This window comes from Lampropedia aestuarii, from assembly GCF_004803635.1.
Taxonomy (GTDB): domain Bacteria; phylum Pseudomonadota; class Gammaproteobacteria; order Burkholderiales; family Burkholderiaceae_C; genus Lampropedia; species Lampropedia aestuarii.
Genome location: NZ_SSWX01000001.1, coordinates 230272 through 251102, shown reverse-complemented (window position 1 = coordinate 251102; position 20831 = coordinate 230272). Strand labels below are relative to the sequence as shown.

15 protein-coding genes are annotated in these 20831 nt (G+C 56.6%); 8 read left to right on the top strand and 7 right to left on the bottom strand.

Annotation, left to right across the window (positions count from 1 at the left end; all coding sequences use genetic code 11):
• Positions 1-198: 198 nt before the first annotated feature.
• On the top strand, positions 199-3933 hold the full coding sequence (locus E8K88_RS01060; protein WP_136404776.1) for a DUF11 domain-containing protein: 3735 nt from the start codon (positions 199-201) through the stop codon (positions 3931-3933).
• Positions 3934-4166: 233 nt separating this feature from the next.
• On the opposite strand, the gene E8K88_RS01055 is transcribed toward E8K88_RS01060, so the two are convergent.
• The 6 genes from E8K88_RS01055 to E8K88_RS01030 form a co-directional block, all read right to left on the bottom strand.
• Positions 4167-5342, bottom strand: coding sequence for an acetyl-CoA C-acyltransferase (locus E8K88_RS01055; protein ID WP_136404775.1), 1176 nt, complete (start codon positions 5340-5342; stop codon positions 4167-4169).
• An 82-nt stretch (positions 5343-5424) separates the two neighbouring features.
• Positions 5425-7524, bottom strand: a complete 2100-nt coding sequence (locus E8K88_RS01050; protein WP_136404774.1) for a 3-hydroxyacyl-CoA dehydrogenase NAD-binding domain-containing protein — start codon at positions 7522-7524, stop codon at positions 5425-5427.
• A gap of 202 nt (positions 7525-7726) precedes the next feature.
• The gene (locus E8K88_RS01045) at positions 7727-8023 is read right to left on the bottom strand and encodes a hypothetical protein (RefSeq protein ID WP_136404773.1); all 297 of its coding nucleotides are present in this window, start codon (positions 8021-8023) and stop codon (positions 7727-7729) included.
• Between the two features lie 53 nt (positions 8024-8076).
• On the bottom strand, positions 8077-8625 hold the full coding sequence (locus E8K88_RS01040) for an NUDIX hydrolase (protein ID WP_136404772.1): 549 nt from the start codon (positions 8623-8625) through the stop codon (positions 8077-8079).
• A gap of 133 nt (positions 8626-8758) precedes the next feature.
• The gene (glpK, locus tag E8K88_RS01035; RefSeq protein ID WP_136404771.1) at positions 8759-10261 is read right to left on the bottom strand and encodes a glycerol kinase GlpK; all 1503 of its coding nucleotides are present in this window, start codon (positions 10259-10261) and stop codon (positions 8759-8761) included.
• A gap of 83 nt (positions 10262-10344) precedes the next feature.
• Positions 10345-10815: a CreA family protein gene (locus E8K88_RS01030; RefSeq protein WP_136404864.1), complete on the bottom strand. Its 471-nt coding sequence runs from the start codon at positions 10813-10815 to the stop codon at positions 10345-10347.
• A 291-nt stretch (positions 10816-11106) separates the two neighbouring features.
• On the opposite strand from E8K88_RS01030, the gene E8K88_RS01025 reads away from it, so the two are divergent.
• A complete protein-coding gene (locus tag E8K88_RS01025; protein ID WP_136404770.1) occupies positions 11107-13365 on the top strand; it encodes a FepA family TonB-dependent siderophore receptor in 2259 nt (752 codons plus the stop codon).
• Between the two features lie 343 nt (positions 13366-13708).
• Positions 13709-14281, top strand: coding sequence for a polyhydroxyalkanoate synthesis repressor PhaR (gene phaR / locus E8K88_RS01020; protein WP_136404769.1), 573 nt, complete (start codon positions 13709-13711; stop codon positions 14279-14281).
• 62 nt (positions 14282-14343) lie between these two features.
• Here the strand turns inward: phaR and E8K88_RS01015 are convergent, their stop codons facing one another.
• Positions 14344-15051 (bottom strand): C40 family peptidase, encoded by a 708-nt coding sequence (locus E8K88_RS01015; RefSeq protein WP_240754252.1) that lies wholly within the window; start codon positions 15049-15051, stop codon positions 14344-14346.
• Between the two features lie 86 nt (positions 15052-15137).
• Between E8K88_RS01015 and E8K88_RS01010 the strand changes: the two genes are divergently transcribed.
• From E8K88_RS01010 to E8K88_RS00990, 5 genes are all read left to right on the top strand, one after another.
• On the top strand, positions 15138-15371 hold the full coding sequence (locus E8K88_RS01010; RefSeq protein ID WP_136404768.1) for a hypothetical protein: 234 nt from the start codon (positions 15138-15140) through the stop codon (positions 15369-15371).
• A 38-nt stretch (positions 15372-15409) separates the two neighbouring features.
• Entirely contained in the window at positions 15410-17260 is a 1851-nt protein-coding gene (locus tag E8K88_RS01005) for a M61 family metallopeptidase (RefSeq protein ID WP_240754251.1), read from the top strand.
• Positions 17261-17412: 152 nt separating this feature from the next.
• Positions 17413-18192: an enoyl-CoA hydratase gene (locus E8K88_RS01000; protein ID WP_136404766.1), complete on the top strand. Its 780-nt coding sequence runs from the start codon at positions 17413-17415 to the stop codon at positions 18190-18192.
• A 379-nt stretch (positions 18193-18571) separates the two neighbouring features.
• Entirely contained in the window at positions 18572-19834 is a 1263-nt protein-coding gene (locus E8K88_RS00995) for a branched-chain amino acid ABC transporter substrate-binding protein (protein WP_240754249.1), read from the top strand.
• Between the two features lie 39 nt (positions 19835-19873).
• The gene (locus E8K88_RS00990; RefSeq protein WP_136404765.1) at positions 19874-20827 is read left to right on the top strand and encodes a branched-chain amino acid ABC transporter permease; all 954 of its coding nucleotides are present in this window, start codon (positions 19874-19876) and stop codon (positions 20825-20827) included.
• The last annotated feature ends 4 nt before the right edge of the window (positions 20828-20831 follow it).

Sequence of the window (20831 nt, the reverse complement as noted above, 5' to 3'; positions counted from 1 at the left end):
CAGAATCTACCGCCACCCAATAACCGTATTTATCGGGTTGGGCAAGTACCAACTAGCGCCGGCGATGTGGAATTGCCAGCAACCATCATCTCAGAGTTGAATTCAGATCTCGCGGTGAATAGCAATGGAATTGCATTCAGCGCTAACGGAACGCTGCTGGTTAGCGCATCTCCTCCCGGCAGCGCGACAGGAGGTGTGTTGCGGTTTATTGACCCATTGACAGGAGAAGAGCTTGATATCAAAGAAACCCACCCTTCAAGGGGAGGTGTTATTGTCGATTTGGGCTCATGTGCAGGGGGCAATACCATTAGCCTGCGCAAGGATGTGCCAGAAGGGCGCTATTCGGCTTCTGATCAATTTACGCTGCAGCTCACAGGAGGCGGGCTGCCGAGCGTCAATCTTGAAGAGTACCAAGTCGCCACGACCAGCGGCGTGGCCACAGGGATTCAGACTGCCATGGTTGGCCCGCTCCTGGCGATTGATGGCACGCAGCTAACGCTCAACGAAGTGTCCTCAGGCACCACTGATTTTGCCAATTACACGCGCAGTTGGCAGTGCGTGGACACTGCCAATGGCGATACGCCTGTAGGCAGCGGCACCAGCTTGCCTGGGACGATCACCATGCCCACCCCTTCGGCAGAGCGCGGCTCCAGCGTGGTGTGCACGATCGCCAACACACTCAATGCCAGTTTGACTGTGCAAAAACGACTGCCAAATGGCCGCATCCTGCCTGGTGACCAGTTTTTACTGGATATTTCGCGCTCGGGTACCAGCCTAAATGCCGCGACCACTACCGGCAATACCAATGCGCCGGTGCAACAAGCCACGATCACAACGGCAGATTTGAGTGAGGTGTTCACTGTCTCAGAAGCGGCCCGCGGAACTACCAATCTGGCCGATTATGTAAGCACCTACGCATGTACCAATAGCCTGCCAGGCGGTCAAACGCCCTCCGGTTTTGGCACCACATTCGAGGTGGATTTACAGCCCGGTGATGGCCTGCTGTGTACCTTCCGCAATGAGCTGCAGCCCAAAGTGAACCTGAGCAAAACGGCAGCGCCTGCATCAGGCATTGCGGTCAATAAAGGCGAGGTGCTGACCTATACGCTGGCGGTGGAAGTCATCAACGGCCCCACGCTCAGCGATATTGTGCTGACAGATAACCTGGGCCAAGGCTTGGAGTTTGGTGGCTTGGTCGGCGATTTCCGTCCATTCATTGCGGGCCCGACGCCCAACTCTGCGATTTTGCCTGCGGGCACGGGCAGTGGCACCTACCGTATTAGCTACACCGCCACGGTGCTCGATGATGCGGTTACATCGGTAAACAACAGTGTCTCTGGCATTGGGGGAGGGCACCCTGATGACCCAGGCGCCACCAACCCGGTCTGCGCGCCTGGTGCTTGCACCACCACCCACCCGCTGGACTATGCGGTGTTGATCAACAAAGATGCCGATCCAGACTCTGGCACTCCGGTCGAGCCTGGTGATGTGATCGGCTACAGCATTCGCGTGGAAGTGGTCAACGGCCCGACGTTCAGTGATGTTGAGGTCGTAGACAGTCAAGGCCCTGGTTTGACCATGGTCGCAGGCAGTGAAGTACTGGATTCGCCATTTGAGCCTGGAAGCACGCCAGGCACATACATATTGCCTGAGGGCACTGCTACCGGGTTCTACAGCATCCGCTACCAAGCCGAAGTGGATTCCAATGCGACAGGTTCTGTGTCGAATGCTGTCGAGGCCACAGGCGGCGGCTCACCATTGGTGCCTGACTATCCGGGGCCGGAATGCGAGACAGTCTGCGAGACAGAGCACCCAATCAAATTTGCTGTGTTGCTCAGCAAAGACGCGACACCCGCGCCCGGCACTGAGGTCAAAGCTGGCACTACTCTCACCTATACGCTGACTGTCAATGTGGTGTTCAGCGCGACTCAAAGCGATGTCATCATCACTGATGTGCTGGGCGAGGGCTTGACTTATACCGGTGTCGTTGGTGATTCATCACCATTTACCGATATCCCTGCGGACGGAGCGGGGCCTGAGTTGCGCTTTACCTTGCCGGCTGGAACTCCTAGCGGCGAATACACCATCACCTATGCAGCGAGCGTTGGCCAAGACGCCAGTGTTGCGGTCAATAACAGTGTGACTGGAGCAGGCGGTGGCGTACCTGGTGACCCTAATTATCCTGGGCCGATTTGCATGCCAGATGAGGACCATTACTGTGAAACCCGCCACCCCGTTGAGCCGCAGGTGTTGCTGCGCAAAGAAGCCGCACCGGTTTCAGGCACACCTGTTGTCGCTGGCCAGATGCTGACTTACACCCTGACAGTAGAGGTTTTGCACGGACCAACTCAAACGCCGGTGGTGCTCACGGATACCTTGGGAGAGGGTTTGACATTTGTGCAGGTCAATCCTGGCAGTGACTTTATCTTTAATCCTCAGGACAGAACATTGACCTTGCCGACTGGGGCTGAGACAGGGGTTTACAGCGTCAGTTACACGGCCAGTGTGGATGCGGATGCCGAGGTATCAGTCAATAACACGGTTGCAGGCACAGGTGGGGGCAATCCAAACTCACCTAACCCAAGTGTGCCGACTTGCGCACCTGGAGATTGCACCACTGGCCACCCGGTCGAGCCAGAGTTGTTGCTGAGCAAAACTTCGGTGCCAGAATCATGGACGGAAGTGGTGCCAGGCGATACCTTGACCTACACATTGACGGTGGAAGTCCTCAATGGGCCAACACAAAGTGACGTGGTTCTTACCGATACCTTAGGCCCTGGCCTGGTCTTTGATGAGGTGACCAGCGCTGGAGGCTTTACACACGATCCGAGCGCGAACACCTTCACTTTGTCTGCGGGTGCCGCCTCTGGTACACACAGCGTCACGTACACCGCTAAGGTGGAGGCTGGTGCCAGTGTGTCAGTGCACAACAGCGTTCTAGGAACAGGCGGTGGCAATCCCAACCGACCAGGCTCCAGTGACCCCAGCTGTGCACCCAATGCATGCGATACCACCCACTTGATTGAGCCAGAAGTGCATCTGTCCAAAACTGCTTCACCCGTTACGGGCACGGCAGTGGCTGCAGGCCAGACCGTGACCTACACCTTGAGTGTGGTGGTGATCAATGGCCCGACGCAAAGTGATGTAGTGCTCACAGACACGCTTGGCAATGGCCTGAGCTTCGATGCCGTGGTGCCTGGTAGCGACTTTGAGCACGACGAGTCTAGCAATAGTTTCACCTTGCCTGCAGGTGCAGCTACTGGCACCTATAGCGTCAGCTATACGGCAACAGTAGATGCAGATGCCTCAGTGAGTGTGAACAACAGCGTCGACGGGACAGGCGGGGGTAATCCAGATGATCCGAACCCAAGCAACCCGGTTTGCGCGCCAGATGATTGCGAGACCCGCCACCCGGTGAATCCCGAGATGCTGCTGAGTAAAACGGCCACGCCAGAGCCTGGCAGTATGGTCAAGCCCGGCGATACGCTGGAATACACCCTCACGGTCGAGGTGACCAACGGTCCAACACAAAGTCCTGTGGTGCTGACCGACCAGTTGGGCACTGGCCTGACGTTTGTCGAGGTCACTTCAGCCGGTGGTTTTGTCCACGATCCTCAGGACAATACCTTCACTTTGCCTGCAGGTGCTGTCGACGGGGTGCATACAGTCAGCTACACCGCCACTGTGGACAGCGGAGCCAGAATCGAGGTGAACAACAGCGTCAGTGGTACGGGTGGTGGTGATCCTGGCCAGCCCAACCCTGTTGCGCCCTCTTGCTCGCCAAGTCCTGAGGATTGTGAAACCACACACCCACTGGTGCCCCCTGTGCTCACGCCTGTGCCGCTGGGGTCGCTGCCATGGAATGCCTTGTTGGCGGGGTTGATGGGTTTGTTGGCAATCGGTTTGGGAGCACGCAAACTGCACCGCGCCTAAAATCCTCGACTATCTTGAGGTTGCAGGGGCCTTGATTGGCCCCTCTGACAAGTGCCAAGCCCTCCCGTCAAACGGAGGGCTTATTCATTGCCAGCACCGGTATTGCTTGTGGCTGGCAGCCAATTTCACACGCTACACGCCACACGCAGGGTTGGTGTGCGACCAGGAAAAAAAATAACCCCCAGGCTGTTTGCCTGGGGGTTATGCGTTATGGCAGATTGGCGGCTGGGCGTTTACAGCACTTCAAAAATGCCGGCAGCACCCATGCCACCGCCAATGCACATGGTCACGCAGACTTTTTTGGCACCACGGCGTTTGCCTTCAATCAAGGCATGGCCGGTCAAACGCTGGCCTGACACACCATACGGGTGACCCAAGGCAATCGCACCGCCGTTGACGTTGAGTTTGTCGTTCGGAATGCCCAGCTTGTCGCGGCAGTAAATCACTTGCACGGCAAAGGCTTCGTTCAATTCCCACAGGTCGATGTCATCAATGCCAAGGCCCAGTTTTTTCAGCACCTTAGGAATGGCGTATATCGGGCCAATGCCCATTTCGTCTGGTTCACATCCGGCCACCGCAAAGCCTAAAAAGCGACCCAGTGGTTGGAGGTTTTTGCGGCTGGCATAGTCTTCGCTGACCAGGGTGCAAGCGCCTGCGCCGTCAGAGAACTGGCTGGCATTGCCGGCCGAGATCAAACCACCTGGCAGGGCTGAGCGCAAACCGGCAATGCCTTCCTTGGTCGTGCCTTCGCGAATACCCTCGTCTTGCGAGGCCGTCACTTGCTTGCTCATCAAACCACGCACTTTGTCGGCCACGCCCATGATGGTGGTGATGGGCACAATCTCGTCGACAAATTTGCCCGCTTGTTGCGCGGCAAAGGCTTTTTGCTGACTGGCTGCGCCGTACTCGTCCATGGCTTCGCGGCCGATGTTGTAGCGTTTGGCCACTTGCTCGGCCGTTTGCAGCATGTTCCAGTAAATCTCTGGCTTCATCGCCATCAGTTCTGGATCGACTGCCATGTGCATATTCAGATTGGTTTGCACGCAGGAGATGCTTTCCAGGCCACCAGCGACCAGCACATCGTTTTCACCTGCGATGATGCGCTGCGCGGCCAAGGCAATGCTTTGCAGGCCCGATGAGCAAAAACGGTTGATGGTCAGGCCCGAGGTGGTCACTGGCAGGCCAGCGCGGGTGGCAATCAGGCGCGCGACGTTGCCGCCGGTGGTGCCTTCGGGCAGCGACATGCCCATGATCACATCTTCGACTTCAGCGCCTTCGATGCCAGCACGCTCGACAGCGTGTTTGACAACGTGGCCGCCCATGGTCGGGCCATAGGTCATGTTCAGTGCACCCTTCCAGCTCTTGGTGAGGGGAGTGCGCGCGGTGGAGACGATCAATGCGGAGGTCATGAATGAATTCCTTTGTTACGAGCCGCCGGCCATGGCTGGCATGTGTGCATTTGCGCAGGGCCGGTGGCGGGAATGGATGGGTTTACTGGAACTGCTTGCCTTCGGCGGCCAACTGCTTGAGCAGCGGCGCGGGCTGCCAGAAATCGGCATCGTCGTGCGGATTTTTGGCAAAGCGTTTCATGGTCTCCACCACATTGAAGAGGCCAAATTCATTGGCGTAGTTCATGGGGCCGCCGCGGTAGAACGGGAAGCCGTAGCCGTACAGGTAGACGATGTCGATGTCGCTGGCGCGCTGCGCAAAGCCTTCTTCCAGAATGTGTGCGGCTTCATTGACCAGTGAGAACACCAGGCGTTGTACGATTTCATCGTCGCTGATTTTGCGCGGTGTGATGCCTGCGTCCTTGCGGTATTGATCGATCATGTCCAGCACTTCCTGGTTGACAATCGGCTCCCGCTTGCCTGGTTCGTAGTCGTACCAGCCGGCACCAGTCTTTTGGCCGTAGCGGCCTTTCTCGCACAGCAGGTCAGCGGTTTTGCTGTAGCGCAGATCAGGCTGCTCGACTGCGCGGCGTTTGCGAATCGCCCAGCCGATGTCGTTGCCGGCCAAGTCGCCCATGCGAAATGGACCCATTGCAAAGCCAAATTTTTCCACGGCCTTGTCGATTTGTTGTGGCGATGCGCCTTCGTCGAGCAAGAAGCCGGCTTGGCGGCTGTACTGCTCGATCATGCGGTTGCCGATAAAACCATCGGTCACACCGGCGACGACTGCGACTTTCTTGATTTTCTTGGCCAGCGCCATCACGGTGGCCAGCACGTCTTTGGCCGTTTTTTCGCCGCGCACAACTTCCAGCAATTTCATCACGTTGGCCGGGCTGAAGAAGTGCATGCCCACCACGTCTTGCGGACGCTTGGTGAAAGACGCAATCTGGTTCAGATCCAGTGTCGACGTGTTCGAAGCCAGGATCGCGCCTTGCTTGATTACGCTGTCGAGTTTGGTGAACACCTGCTCTTTCACGCCCATTTCCTCAAACACGGCTTCAATCACCAGGTCGACGTCTTTGAGGTCGTCGTAGCTCAGCGATGGCGTCAGCAGCGCCATGCGCTCTTCGTATTTGTCTTGCTTGAGTTTGCCTTTTTTGACTTGCGCTTCGTAGTTTTTGCGGATTGTCGCGATGCCGCGGTCCAGCGCTTCTTGTTTGGTTTCCAGAATCGTTACTGGAATGCCGGCATTGAGGAAGTTCATCGAGATGCCGCCGCCCATTGTGCCTGCGCCAATCACGCCGACCTTTTTGATCGTGCGCAGTGGCGTATCGCTTGGTACGTCGTCAATCTTGGATGCGGCACGCTCGGCAAAGAACAGGTGCTGCAAAGCGCGTGACTCGGGCGTCCACATCAGGTTGATGAACAGCTCGCGCTCTTTTTCCAGACCGGCATCGAACTTCAGCTTGGTGGCCGCTTCTACAGCTTCCAGGCATTTGAGCGGAGCTGGCAGGTTTTTGGCCATTGCGCCCACCGTTGTGCGTGCAAAGCCAAAATAGGCTTCTGCCTGTGGGTGTTTGCAAGGCAGATTGCGTACTTTGGGCAGGTCTTTGACGTGCGCGACCGACTTGGCAAAACCCATTGCGGTTTGCAGCAGGTCGTCATCGGCATCGACCAGCTCGTCAAACAGTTTTTGGCCAGGCGCGCTCATCAGCAGCTCGGCTGGCACGGTTTCGCCGCTGACAATCATGTTCAGCGCAGCTTCCACGCCAATCACGCGTGGCAGGCGTTGTGTGCCGCCAGCGCCAGGCAGCAGGCCCAGCTTGACTTCAGGCAAGGCGACCTTGGTGCCCGCAGCGACTAAACGGTAGTGGCAAGCCAGTGCCAGCTCCAGACCGCCGCCCATCACCACGGAGTGAATCGCAGCGACCACCGGCTTGTTGGCGTTCTCTATGACTTGAATGACGCCGTGCAAATTCGGCTCACGGAACGCAGCTTCTTTGCGGAATTCGGTGATGTCTGCGCCGCCACTGAAGGCTTTACCAGCGCCTGTGATGACGATGGCTTTGACGTTGGCATCATTGAGGGCCTGTTCGACCCCTTCGACAATGCCTTTGCGCGTGGCAAAACCTAAACCGTTCACAGGTGGGTTGTTCAGAGTGATGATGGCGATGTCATCATGCACTTTGTATTCAGCCGTCATGAGGTCTCCTTGAGTGGTAATGGATGTCAGTGTGTTCAATGGCGAAGCAGCAAACGCACGAGATGGTGGTATTGAATAGAACGATCGTGCTATTTCACCAAACGATTCTATAGGACATCGCTGGCTGCTCACAATCGCCTATGGGACATAAGTGATTGGTGTTTACGCCAAGGCGTCAGCCAGCCAGTTTTTATTGAACATTTCAGCTAAAAGCCAGTTCATCGTCTCCACGCAGCCGCGTTGGGGCTCCAAAAAAGTGCATTGCGGCGTTGTTTGTTCGGCGCATGCCGACGTATGGGCTGCAACAGGCGCCTTGCAATGTTTTTTTTGTGCCTTGCGCGACTGCAAAAAGATCGTAAACAAGTATTTCGACAGGCTGGATTGACAAGTCCAAACCGCCAAGTAACGCAAAGCGCAAATGAAAAGCGCAAATGAAAAGCGCAAATGAAAAGACCTGTTTGATCCATTCAAACAGGTCTTTTTTGCAGGTGTGTTGCATCTGGTGCTGTTGGGGCTTGCTCTGCCGCTGGCCCCTTTGCGGGCCGCTTGGGTTTATTCAAGGCTTTCGTCGTGCAATAGAAATTGGCCTTTTTTGCGGTCGGCGAAGAAATGCTCCAAAGTCACGCGGGTGGTGTGAAAGGCCAGTTCTTCCCACGGAATCTCATGCTCGCCAAACAATTGCGCTTCCTGAGTCTCTGGGCCAGGGGCGACCTCCGGGCTGTGCATGTGCGCCAAGTAGAACAAATGCACCTGGCCGACGCGCGGCACGCTGACCATGCTAAAGAGCGCGCCCATCTTGACCTCAATGCCTGCCTCTTCGCGCGTTTCGCGGGCGGCGCCTTCGGCGGTGGTTTCATCCAGTTCCATGAAACCTGCTGGCAATGTCCATTTGCCCATGCGTGGCTCAATATTGCGCTTGCACAGCAAGATCTTGTCTTGCCACACAGGCACCGTGCCTACGACATTGAGCGGGTTGACGTAGAGGATTGTGTGGCACGAAGGACAGACAGCGCGAACACGTGTGTCGCCATCATCGGGGATGCGGTGCTCTACGGCATGACCGCAGACGCGGCAGAAATTGATGAAATTGCGTGGTTTCATGGGGGCTCAATATAGCAGCACTGCCTGCCTGTTGGGCTATGCAGGCCGTCAAAATTGCACAGGCTTAGTCGTTTGTTGCCAGGTTGTAGGGTGATTGGCGGCCATACAGAGCCATCGCCTGCTCGGGGATGGTTCAAGCGGCGGTGGCTTGCCGCACCGCATGGTCCCATTGTTGCATATGTTCTTGCGCACGCGCACGGCCCATTGTGGGCAGAAACTGCCGCTCGGGCTGCCACAGCTGGGCCAGCTCGTCGGTGTTGGCATAAACCCCTGCCTGCAAACCAGCCAACCAGGCAGCTCCCAGTGCGGTGGTTTCGGTTATGCGCGGGCGCAGCACGGGGATGCCGAGCAAGTCAGCCTGGAATTGCATCAGCAAATTGTTCACGCTGGCGCCGCCATCGACCCGCAGTTGCGAGACGGGTTTGGCGCCGGCCTGGCATGCGTCGCGGCTCATCGCATCGAGCAGTGCCGTGCTTTGGTAGGCAATGCTCTCCAGCGCTGCGCGGGCAATATGGGCGATGCTGGTGCCACGAGTGATGCCAGTGATGGTGCCGCGCGCTTCAGGCTGCCAGTAGGGCGCGCCCAGACCAGTGAAGGCCGGCACCATCATCACGCCGCCGCTGTCAGGCACGGATTCGGCCAGGTTTTGTACATCACCGCTGGTGTGAATGGCATTGAGGCCATCGCGCAGCCATTGCACGACGGCGCCGCCAACAAAGACACTGCCTTCGAGTGCGTATTGCACTTGTTGGCTGGTTTGTGCTGCGCTGGTGGTGATCAGGCCGTTGCCCGAGAGCTCGAATTGCGCGCCGGTCTGCATCAGCATGAAACAGCCTGTGCCGTAGGTGTTTTTGATCATGCCGCTGTCAAAACAGGCTTGGCCAAACAATGCGGCTTGCTGGTCACCGGCGACGCCGCCAATCGGCAAACTGGCACCCAGCCATGCTGGATGCACCTGGCCAAAATCGCTGGAAGAGGGCTGCACTTGCGGCAGGACCGACGAGGGAATGCCCAGCAAGTCCAGCAGCTCCTGGTCCCAGGCGTTGCGCCGAATATCAAATAGCATCGTGCGTGCGGCATTGCTGACATCGGTGACGTGCTTGGCGCCTTTGGTCAGATTCCAGATCAGCCAGCTGTCCACGGTGCCAAACGCAAGCAGCCCTTGCTCTGCCAGCTGGCGCGCGCCTGGTAGGTGTTGTAGCAGCCATTGCAGCTTCGTGGCGGAGAAATACGCATCAATGCGCAGGCCCGTGCTGTGTTGAATACGTGCTTCATGCCCTGCTGCGCGCAAGGCCGCACAGGCAGGTTCGGCGCGGCGGTCTTGCCAGACGATCGCGTTGTGCAACGGCTGGCCGGTTTGTTTATGCCAGAGCACGGTGGTTTCGCGCTGGTTCGTGATGCCTACGGCGCTGATTTGTGCAGCAGTCAGGCCCGATTGTTTGAGCGCCTGCTGGGCGGTGCTCAGCTGCGTTTGCCAGATCAGTTGCGGATCATGCTCAACCCAGCCGGGGCTGGGGTAGATTTGCGGCAACTCTTGCTGCGCCAACGAATGGATCTGGCCTTGCCGGTCAAACACGATGCTGCGTGAGCTGGAGGTGCCTTGGTCCAAGGCCAGGAGGTAGGTGTCGCTAGGCATGGCAAATCATTCAGTAGAAGGGTGAAAAGTTGGCAGTGCCGCCGCTGTGGTGTGTTGGTTCTGGCCAGCGCGGCTTCAATACTTCAATCTTTCAGTTGGATCGGTGTTTCGCGGCCAATCGGCACGGCGGTGACGCTGTTTTGTGGCGAGCCATCGATGAGCTTGTCCGAGTAGGTCAGGTAGACCAACGTATGGCGCTCGATGTCGACCATGCGCACAACCCGCAAACGCTTGAAGAGCAAAGAAATGCGTTCGCTGAACACTTGCTCTTGCTTGGGGATTGCCTGCGTAATTTGAATCGGGCCGACTTGGTGGCAGGAGATCGAGGCCTCGGCGCGGTCTTCGGCCAGTCCCAGACTGCCTTTGATGCCGCCGGTGCGCGCACGTGAAACATAACAGGTCACGCCTTGCACGGCAGGGTCGTCGTAGGCTTCGACAATGATGTCGTGGTCACGCCCCAGCAGTTTGAAGGCCGTGTCAACGGTTCCGATGGTGTCGTTTTTGGCCCAGACGGAGGTGGTGGTCAATAGGGCACAGACCAACGCCCCAGTCATGCAAAGACCAGAGCGCTGGAGCATGGAACGCCAGACGTTAGAACAGGGAGAGAGTAAATGCTTGCAGCGGATAGGCATGGCGGGGCAATAAGAAATGCATTGACTGCGCAGCATACACAAGTGGCGTGGCTTTGGCGCATAGGCGTTGTGGATGCGCAGCGTATGCGGTTTGTACTCAGTTCGATTTATAAATGCGTATGATTGTTATTAGCGTAAAATCCATGATTTTTAACATTTCTCTGGATGGACACCGTGGCTGCATTGCAAAAACAAGATCGCGCGCAGGCTGTAATGACTCAGATCGCGCTGGCTTCGGCCATCGGGTTGCTTGGCTCGACGGGCTGGGCGCACACCACGGCGGCTGAGGTCGCCGAATTGTCTGAGGTGCAGGTACTGGGAACGGCTGAGGACGCTATCAAGCAAGCGCCTGGGGTGTCGATCATCACTGCCGATGATTTGCAAGATCCGCCCATCAAGGATTTGTCCGACATTGTGCGCAAACAGCCGGGGGTGAACTTGACCGGCAATTCCAGCAGTGGCCAGCGCGGCAATAGCCGCCAGATCGACATCCGCGGCATGGGGCCAGAGAACACCATGATCCTGGTCGATGGCAAGCCTGTCTCCAGCCGCAACTCCGTGCGTTATGGCTGGCGCGGCGAGCGCGATACGCGTGGTGACAGCAACTGGGTGCCGATTGAGGCGATCGAGCGCGTCGAGGTGCTGCGTGGCCCAGCCGCTGCACGCTATGGCAACGGCGCAGCCGGCGGTGCGGTCAACATCATCACCAAAGGTATTCCTGACCGTTTCCAGGGCCATGCCAGCGTGTATACCGAAATTCCAGAATCCTCGGTCGATGGAGACACACGCCGCGCCAGTTTGGGACTGGCCGGCCCGATCTCTGAGCAGTTGGGCTTTCGCATCAATATGAACGCGGCCAAAACCGATGCCGATGCCTGGGATATCAACAAGGGCCACGCGTCGACCCGCACCGGAATTTATACCGGCACTTATCCTGCAGGGCGTGAAGGTGTGCGCAACCGCGATGTCTCGGGGCGTTTGAGCCTCAAGCCGGCTGCCGGCCATGTGATCGACTTTGACGCTTCGTTCAGCCGCCAGGGCAATATTTATGCAGGCGATACGCAAAATACCAATAACTACACCGTCAATGCGAATGGCGAGCTGGTTGCCACTTCCCAGCGCGTACTCGACAACCTGGGCCATGAAACCAATACGATGTACCGCCAGACTGCGGCGATTACCCACAAGGGCACGTATGCGCTGGGCTCGTCGCTGGCCTTTTTTCAGGTCGAGAAAACCCGCAATAAACGCCTTGACGAAGGCTTGGCAGGCGGCACCGAAGGCTTGTTCTCTAGCGACAATTACAGTACTTCGGACTTGGACAGCTACACCGCTCACGCCGAGTTGAGCCGCCGCGCTAATCTGGCTGGCATGGAACATGTGTTCACTGTCGGAGGCGAGTGGGTCAGGCAGCAGCTCAATGACCGCAACTCGGTCACACAAACCACGACCGAGGGGGGCAGTGTGCCTGGCTTGGACAATACGGGCCGCAGCTCCAAGTCCTCTGCAACGATTGCCTCGGTGTTTGTCGAAGACAATATTGCGCTGACGCAAAACACCTTGCTCACGCCCGGTGTGCGGGTGGACCACCACAGCGAAGTCGGAGTCAACTGGAGTCCATCGCTCAATGTCTCGCACTTCCTCAGCGAGCAGTGGTCGATCAAGGCCGGTGTCGCGCGGGCCTACAAGGCCCCCAACTTGTACCAAAGCAATCCCAATTACTTGTTGTATAGCCGTGGCATTGGCTGCTGGGGCGGTGGTGGAGCCTGCTATTTGCAAGGCAACCCTGACTTGAAGGCCGAGACGAGCCTGAACAAAGAGCTGGGCATTGAGTACGCAGGCGAGCGCTGGCTGGCGGGGTTGACGTATTTCCACAACGACTACCGCAACAAGATTGAAGCCGGTAAAACCGCCTCTGGCACCGCCACTGGCGGCACGGGGGCGTACGCTGGTGCGGATGTGTTCCATTGGAGCAATGTGCCCAAGGCGGTGATTTCCGGCCTCGAAGGCACGCTGAATTGGCGGATCAACCCAGCCTGGGAGTGGAGCAATAACTTCACCTACATGATCGACTCTAAAAACAAGAGTACCAATGAGCAGCTCTCCATCATCCCCAAATACACCGTCAATTCGCGCCTGAACTGGACTGTGAACTCGACTCTGAGCTTGCACGCCAGCACCACCTTGTTTGGCAAGCAAAAGCCCAACCGATATGATTTCCAGGGCTTGCTGCTCGAGGGGGAAGAAGCCCGTGCACGTGGCGCTTATGCGCTGGTGAATGTTGGTGGCTACTACGCACTGAGCAAGACTGTGCGTTTGTCGGCCGGTGTCAATAACCTGTTCGACAAGCGCCTGTACCGCGAGGGCAATGCGGTAGGGGTGAATAATCCGCGCACCATTTATGGTGCTGGTGCCAATACCTACAACGAGCCCGGTCGCTCTTACTACCTGTCTGTGAGCGCCGACTTTTAAGCCAGCGTGAGGGAGACGCTGCAACACCTTCGTGGCAGGGATGCGTGCGTTTCGGGATGGATTGCGAGGCGTCTTTTTCGCCCATAGCCGTTGCCATGGGCGAAAAAGACTGGCAAAGCAGATCGGTCGAGGCTGCGCACAGGCGACAATAGGCAGTTGCGCAGCGTTCGCTAAGATTGGAAACAGGTTCTTAGCGTGCTGTAACTATGAGTTTTTTTCTTTTTGTCGATCGGGCCGGCGTGAGGGAGGATGCGGGTTACCCAAGGGTTTTGCTCCATTTTTTTGAAGGTCTGCATCGTTAGAATCGAACCATTAAAAATATTCAACAGGATGGGCCTAAGGCATGGTGACTCGCAAGAAAACGGAATCGGAAGACAGCCACTTCAATGGACGAGTCATTAAGAAATACCCAAATCGTCGGCTCTACGATTTGTCTACCTCGACCTACATCACCCTGGCCGATGTCAAGCAATTGGTGATTGACCGCCAGAACGTGCTGATTGTTGACGCCAAAACGGGCGAAAACCTCACGCGCAGCATTTTGCTGCAGGTCATTTTGGAAGAAGAAGTGGGCGGCACGCCGATTTTCAGCGAAACCGTGCTGGCCCATTTGATTCGTTTTTATGGCCACACCATGCAAGGCTTTATGGGCGCTTACATGGAAAAGAGCATCCAGGCGATGGCGGAGATGCAGTCACAATGGGCTGAGCAAACACGCCAAATGCCACCTGAATTGTGGGGCCAGTTCCAAGCCTTTTCGCAGCCCGTCATCCCGCCAGCGATGGCGCCTTCGATGGAGGCCTATACCGAGCAAAGCCGCCAGACCTTTGTCAAAGCACAAGAGCAAATGCAAGAGCAGGTGCGCCAGCAAACTGAGCAATTTTTGCAATTGTTTGGAATCAAGAGTGGCAAATAAAACACAAGCTTCCCTAGGGAAGCTTGCATCGTCTGCTGTTCTTTGACTTCTTGGGCTATTGGTTATTGGCTATTGCTGGCAACACGCATCGATTCTTCGGGGATCACGCGTCTTGCGCCATTGAATCGTTTTTGCCAGTACGAGCTGCTCATGCTTTCGATGCGAATCGATGCGCCTGCACGTGGCGAGTGGATGAAGCGGCCCTCACCAATGTAGATGCCGACATGGCTGAACTGGCGTCTGAGGGTATTGAAAAAAACCAAATCGCCCGGCTCCAGGTCACTGCGGGCGATGGTGTTGGTGGCGCTTGCTTGCTGGGCAGCCGTGCGCGGCAGCGTGTGGCCCATTGAGCGTTCGTACAGTGAGAGCACAAAGCCGCTGCAATCAAAGCCACCATCCAAAGAGCTTTGGCCATACACGTAGGGTTTGCCAAGATAGCCCATCGCAGTCACCACCACATCCGACATCATCAGCGTGCGCGAATCTATGCGCATAGAGGGTTTGCTGTAGCTGACCACTTCTTGCGAGGTGGCCTCGTTCGCTGGCAACTTCTGGTTGGCACCCAACAAGCTCAAGCGGGGCTTTTCGTCCTCCAGCAAGGCCTGCATGCTGGCCTTGTGGCGGGCACCTAGCAGAGCGCCTGATGGCGCGTCTTTTTGAAACAGAATAAAACTGCCCAATACATCATCGGATTGCGGATCAGCCCATGAAGCTGGGTGGCAAAGCAGCGCCAAAGCGCAGGTGAGTATGGGCAGGTGCAAACGTTTCATGGGCAGCGAGCGTAGCAGTAAAGATGCCAAATTAAATGAAAGAGGCAGTGTAATCCACTGATTTTTCAATTTAGCGTCAAAATTGTATGTACCTGAATCCAGCGCAACAGCAGGTGTTGGGCCTGCATGGCTTCGCTGGTTCATCTTGGCAAGCAGCTATAAAAGGGTGCTTTATTGGCAGCATGCAGGCCTGTGGCGCAGGCCTGCGCCTTCATATTGAAACAGATTTATTTCACTACGAAGTAATATCCAAATGTGCATTAAACCATAAGCTGCGCAGCATTCATAATGAAACTAACGGCCTGCGCATGAGCGTTTGATGCAGGCAGTGATCAAAACTGGTCTATAAAGCATGCCTATGACTGAGAATCAACCATTGGCCCCTATCCACTACTGCATTGCCCCAAGCGATCTGCATGGCCACCATTTCGACGTGACGGTGACCATCGGGGAGCCTGCGCAAACGCAAACCTTGTCTTTGCCAGCCTGGATTCCAGGCAGCTATTTGATTCGGGAGTTTGTCCGCCATCTCAGTGGCCTGGATGCACAGCAGAACGGCCAGGCATGCCTGGCCGAGCAAATCAATAAAAATACCTGGACCATCACGTGCCAGCCAGGAATGCCCCTGCAAGTGCACTACCGTGTGTACGCGTTTGACAATTCTGTGCGAGCGGCTTGGCTGGATGTGCAGCGCGGTTTCTTCAACCCGACCAGTTTGTGTTTGCGCGTGCACGGCGCAGAACATCTTACGCATGGGCTGCAATTGCAGCCCCCGGCCAAGCATCCGCATTGGCGACTGGCCACGACGCTGACACCTTGGCGCGTGGATGCTCAAGGTTTTGGCCAATACACCGCCGCCGATTACGATGAGCTGGCCGACAATCCGGTCGAGATGGGGGAATTCTGGTCTGGCAGCTGCGAGGTGTATGGCATTCCCCACCATTTTGTGGTCGCTGGCGCAAGTCCATCATTCGATGGTGAGCGCCTTTTGCGTGATACGCAGCGCATTTGTGAAGCCGCGATGGACTTCTGGCACCCACAAGCGCAGGGTGACGCCAGAGGTACGGCACCACACAACCATTACACCTTCATGCTCAACGCGGTTGACAACGGCTATGGCGGGCTGGAGCACCGCCACAGCACGGCCTTGATTTGTAATCGCAATGATTTGCCACGGCTTGGCCAGTCCGAAGCCTCGGTTGGCTACCGCACCTTACTGGGTTTGATCAGCCACGAGTATTTCCATACCTGGAATGTCAAGCGATTGCGTCCGATCGAGTTCACGCGCTATGACTATGACCAGGAAAACTACACCGAGCTGCTGTGGTTCTTTGAAGGCTTTACCAGCTACTACGATGACTTGCTGCTGCGCCGTGCCGGTTTGCTCGATGATGCGCAGTACTTGCAGGTGTTGGCCAAAACCATCCACCAAGTCGCGCAAACACCTGGGCGCCATGTGCAAAGCGTGGCGCAGTCGAGCTTTGATGCCTGGGTCAAGTATTACCGGCAGGACGAAAACACAGCCAATGCTACGGTCAGCTACTACACCAAGGGTGCGCTGATTGCGCTGTGCTTGGACTTGCATTTGCGCCAGCACACAGCAGTCAGCCTCGATGATGTGATGCGCAGCTTGTGGGCCCGCAGCAGAGGTGGGCCCATCAGTGCCCAGGACATTGCCGCCGTTTTGCAGGATTTGACCCAGACGACGCAAGCCTTTGAATCCTTGATGGCGTGGGTCCATGGCGTAGGCGATCTGCCATTGGCGCAGTATTTGCAAAGCCAAGGCATTGCGCTGGCATACAAACCGGCCAGCTGGCCGCAGCGCCTGGGCGTATTAGTGCAAGAGAATGCTGCCGGTATCACGCTGCGGCGTGTGCAATCGGCCAGCGTAGCCGAACAAGCGGGCTTTGCTGTGGGCGACGAGTGGCTGGCAATTGAGGTGGCAAGCACGCCCGAAGTGCAGGCTGGCAAGGCCATGCAGGCCCGTCCAGATGCAGTGGCGAGCAGCGCATGGCGCATCAAGAAGCTCGATGATTTGGATGCACTTGTGCCATGGGCCAACCAAGCTGCGGTGGTGCGTGCTCTGGTCGCTCGCGATGGCAGTTTGCGTTGGTTGACGCTGCAATGGCCTGACAGCGCTGTTGCACAGGGAGAGCCGTTGTTAACCGTTTGTGCAGACGCGGCTTTGGGGCAGTGGCTGGATGCTTGAATTCTTCCCTGCAAGGCCAAACCAGACCCGATAGCCAGGCATAAAGCGTCTAGGATAGAGGGCGCTGTGGTGTCGCGGTATCTGCCGCATCGATTCACTTAGCCCGCGTGTGCATCTGGCACACGCGCTACCAATAAAGGAGATAGTAAGACATGGCATACGAAACCATTGAAGTGCGCGTTGAAGCCGAAAAAGTCGGCGTTATCACGCTCAATCGTCCCAAGGCCCTCAATGCCTTGAACGACCAATTGATGACTGAGTTGGGCCAAGCCCTCAAAGCCTTTGATGCTGACGAGGCGATCGGCTGCATCATCTTGACGGGCAGTGAAAAAGCCTTTGCTGCGGGTGCTGATATTCCTGCCATGGCCAAGTACAGTTTTGTCGACGCCTACAAAGGCGACTACATCACGCGCAACTGGGAGACCTTGCGCAGCATTCGCAAGCCGGTGATTGCAGCCGTTGCCGGTTATGCACTGGGCGGTGGTTGTGAGCTGGCCATGATGTGTGATTTCATCATTGCCGCTGACAACGCCAAATTTGGCCAGCCCGAAATCAAGCTGGGCGTGATTCCAGGAGCAGGGGGCACGCAACGTCTGCCCCGCGCTGTCGGCAAAGCCAAGGCCATGGACATGGCGCTGACTGGCCGCATGATGGATGCGCAAGAAGCCGAGCGCGCCAGCCTGGTCAGCCGTGTCGTGCCATTGGATCGGTTGATGGAGGAAGCGCTGGGTGCAGCACTGACGATTGCCGGCTACTCCCAGATCGCCAACATGGCGGCCAAAGAGTCGGTCAACCGCGCGTTTGAGAGCGGCTTGTCTGATGGCGTGATGTTTGAGCGCCGCTTGTTCCATTCGCTGTTTGCCACGCAAGACCAAAAAGAAGGCATGGATGCATTTGTGAACAAGCGCTCGGCGCAATTTAGCAACCAATAAGGGGCGCGCGCACGAGCCTTGCTGCATCGTTTAAAAGTCTGGTCGCAGTAGTTGTACTGCCTGAGGTTTGGCAGCTGGTCTCAAACGCAAGCCTCCGGTTTGCTGGGGCGAGCCAGACGCTCCAAGTACCTGCATTGGCCGTCAGCGTGTGCTTTGCCGCTGGTTGCCTTGCAATAAGCCAGTACCAGGACTGCTGCGCCTAAAGGCCAGCAGTCTTTTTACTTTTAGCCAATAGACACAAGCACTTAAAGTCAAGCTCAAGTCTTGTAAGTGACAGTTTGCTGCAGTGCACTGGGGGTTTCCCGCTGCGAGTTATATGGATCGGTCTATACCCTTGCGCATGTTTGAAACACTTTCAAAATACCAGCAAGGAGACAGCATGCAGCGATTTTTCATTCCTCATAACTGGCGTCAATTGGCCGCAGCGACTGCGATGGTGCTGACCGCAGGTACCCTGCAAGCGCAGCAAGGCGAGGTCGTTAAAATTGCTTGGATTGATCCACTCTCGGGCATGATGGCCTCCGTTGGCAGCAACCAGCTCAAGAGCTTTCAATACACAGCCGACTACTTCAATACGCAAAGCCAAAACAACCCAGCGGGCGTGAAGTTTGAAATTGTTGGCTTGGACAACAAACTCAGTCCGCAGGAGACGGCCAGCCTGGTGCGCAGTGTGATTGACCAGGGCATTCGCTACATCGTGCAGGGCAATGGTTCGGGCAACTCCCTGGCCATCATGGAGGCGCTGGAGCGCCACAATGCACGCAATCCTGGCCAGGAGGTGATCTTCCTCAACCATGCCGGGGTGGACTCTGACATGACCAACGAGAAGTGCAGCTTCTGGCACTTCCGCCTGGATGCCGACAACACCATGAAACTGCAGGCCATGACGCGCTTTATTGCCGATCAGCCTGAGGTGAAAAAGATCTACCTGATCAACCAGAACTACGGCCACGGCCAGCAGGTTGCCCGTTTGGCCAAAGAGTATTTGCAAAAGGTGCGCCCCGATATCGAGATCGTAGGTGATGACTACCACCCGCTGGCCCAGGTGCGCGATTTCGCCCCTTATGTGGCCAAGATTCGCCAGTCCGGAGCGGATGCGGTGATCACCGGCAACTGGGGCTCGGATTTGTCCCTGCTGATCAAAGCGGCCAATGACTCGGGGCTGAAAAACGTCGACTTCTTTGTCTACTACGGCACCGCCAGTGGCGCGCCAACCCAGTTGGGCGCTGCTGCTGAAGGCAAGGTCTACGAAGTGTTTTACAGCCACATGAATTTGCCCGGAGAAATTGGCGAAGTAACCCAGGGCTTCAAGGCCAAGTTCAATGAAGACATGTACACCACAGCCGTCTACAACGGCTTGGCAGCACTCTCGCACGGCATGGCCAAAGCCCAGTCCACCAATGCATTGGCGGTTGCCAAAGCCATGGAAGACATGGAGTTTCCTGGAGCTTATGGCACCGTCAAAATGCGCAAGGACGACCACCAGTTGCAGCAAGGCCTGTTCATCACGCGCTGGAGCAAGGCCAGCGATGCGCTGCCTTACTCGCAAGAGAATACGGGCTTTGCGTTCCAGCCCGTGAAATATTATGCGCTTGAGGAGGCTGCCACACCGACCACCTGCCAAATGAAACGCCCCTCGTAATGAGGATTTGCATGACTTTTCACTACAGGTAGATCACGCATGAGTTTCGAGTTTTTCGTTATTTCATTGCTCAATGGATTGAGCTATGGCTTATTGCTGTTCATGCTGAGTTCAGGCTTGACCCTGATTTTCAGCATGATGGGCGTGCTCAATTTTGCGCATGCCAGTTTTTATATGCTGGGTGCATACCTGGCCTATGTCATCTCTGACACGATTGGCTTCTGGGCAGCTTTGGTGGTTGCGCCTCTGCTGGTGGGCGCGCTTGGTGCCGCGTTTGAGCGCTATAGCCTGCGCCGGGTGCACAAGTTTGGCCATGTGCCAGAGTTGTTGATCACCTTTGGCTTGTCCTACCTGATCTTGGAGGTGGTGCAACTGATCTGGGGACGTGCGGCCGTGCCTTATGGCTTGCCGCCGTTCCTGCAAGGCCCGCTTTTTACCTTGTTTGATACCCAGTTCCCCAAATCACGGGCGTTCATCATGTTGGTGGCGGTAGTCATGCTGGTCTCGATTTGGCTGCTGCTGACGCGCACGCGCATTGGCCTGGTGATTCAAGCCGCGCTGACCCATCCGGACATGGTCGAGGCCCTGGGCCACAACGTGCCACGCGTGTTCATGCTGGTGTTCGGCGGTGGCGCTGCGTTGGCCGGTTTGGCTGGGGTGATTGGTGGCAATACCTACATCACCGAGCCAGCGATGGCTCTGGCCGTTGGCCCGATTATTTTTGTCGTGGTGGTGGTGGGCGGCATGGGCTCGCTGGGCGGAGCGTTTGTTGCCTCGATCCTGATTGGTGTGATGCAAACCTTCGCTGTGGCGATGGATTACTCCTTGCTGGGCATGTTGCGCGGCCTGGGTGTGGCCGCTGGACCTGAAACCTTTGGCTACCCGGTTTTGCGTTTGACCATTTCACAGGTGGCGCCGATTCTGCCGTATCTGCTGCTGGTGCTGATGCTCATTTTCCGCCCACGTGGCCTGATGGGAAAGCGTGAGGGCTAAGACT

Bases quoted from the DNA above. Each gene is read 5' to 3' on its own strand.
- E8K88_RS01055 (WP_136404775.1), bottom strand. From the start codon at position 5,342: ATGACCTCCGCATTGATCGTCTCCACCGCGCGCACTCCCCTCACCAAG.
- E8K88_RS01050 (WP_136404774.1), bottom strand. From the start codon at position 7,524: ATGACGGCTGAATACAAAGTGCATGATGACATCGCCATCATCACTCTG.
- E8K88_RS01045 (WP_136404773.1), bottom strand. From the start codon at position 8,023: ATGCAACACACCTGCAAAAAAGACCTGTTTGAATGGATCAAACAGGTC.
- E8K88_RS01040 (WP_136404772.1), bottom strand. From the start codon at position 8,625: ATGAAACCACGCAATTTCATCAATTTCTGCCGCGTCTGCGGTCATGCC.
- glpK (WP_136404771.1), bottom strand. From the start codon at position 10,261: ATGCCTAGCGACACCTACCTCCTGGCCTTGGACCAAGGCACCTCCAGC.
- E8K88_RS01030 (WP_136404864.1), bottom strand. From the start codon at position 10,815: ATGACTGGGGCGTTGGTCTGTGCCCTATTGACCACCACCTCCGTCTGG.
- E8K88_RS01025 (WP_136404770.1), top strand. From the start codon at position 11,107: ATGACTCAGATCGCGCTGGCTTCGGCCATCGGGTTGCTTGGCTCGACG.
- phaR (WP_136404769.1), top strand. From the start codon at position 13,709: ATGGTGACTCGCAAGAAAACGGAATCGGAAGACAGCCACTTCAATGGA.
- E8K88_RS01015 (WP_240754252.1), bottom strand. From the start codon at position 15,051: ATGAAACGTTTGCACCTGCCCATACTCACCTGCGCTTTGGCGCTGCTT.
- E8K88_RS01010 (WP_136404768.1), top strand. From the start codon at position 15,138: ATGTACCTGAATCCAGCGCAACAGCAGGTGTTGGGCCTGCATGGCTTC.
- E8K88_RS01005 (WP_240754251.1), top strand. From the start codon at position 15,410: ATGACTGAGAATCAACCATTGGCCCCTATCCACTACTGCATTGCCCCA.
- E8K88_RS01000 (WP_136404766.1), top strand. From the start codon at position 17,413: ATGGCATACGAAACCATTGAAGTGCGCGTTGAAGCCGAAAAAGTCGGC.
- E8K88_RS00995 (WP_240754249.1), top strand. From the start codon at position 18,572: ATGCAGCGATTTTTCATTCCTCATAACTGGCGTCAATTGGCCGCAGCG.
- E8K88_RS00990 (WP_136404765.1), top strand. From the start codon at position 19,874: ATGAGTTTCGAGTTTTTCGTTATTTCATTGCTCAATGGATTGAGCTAT.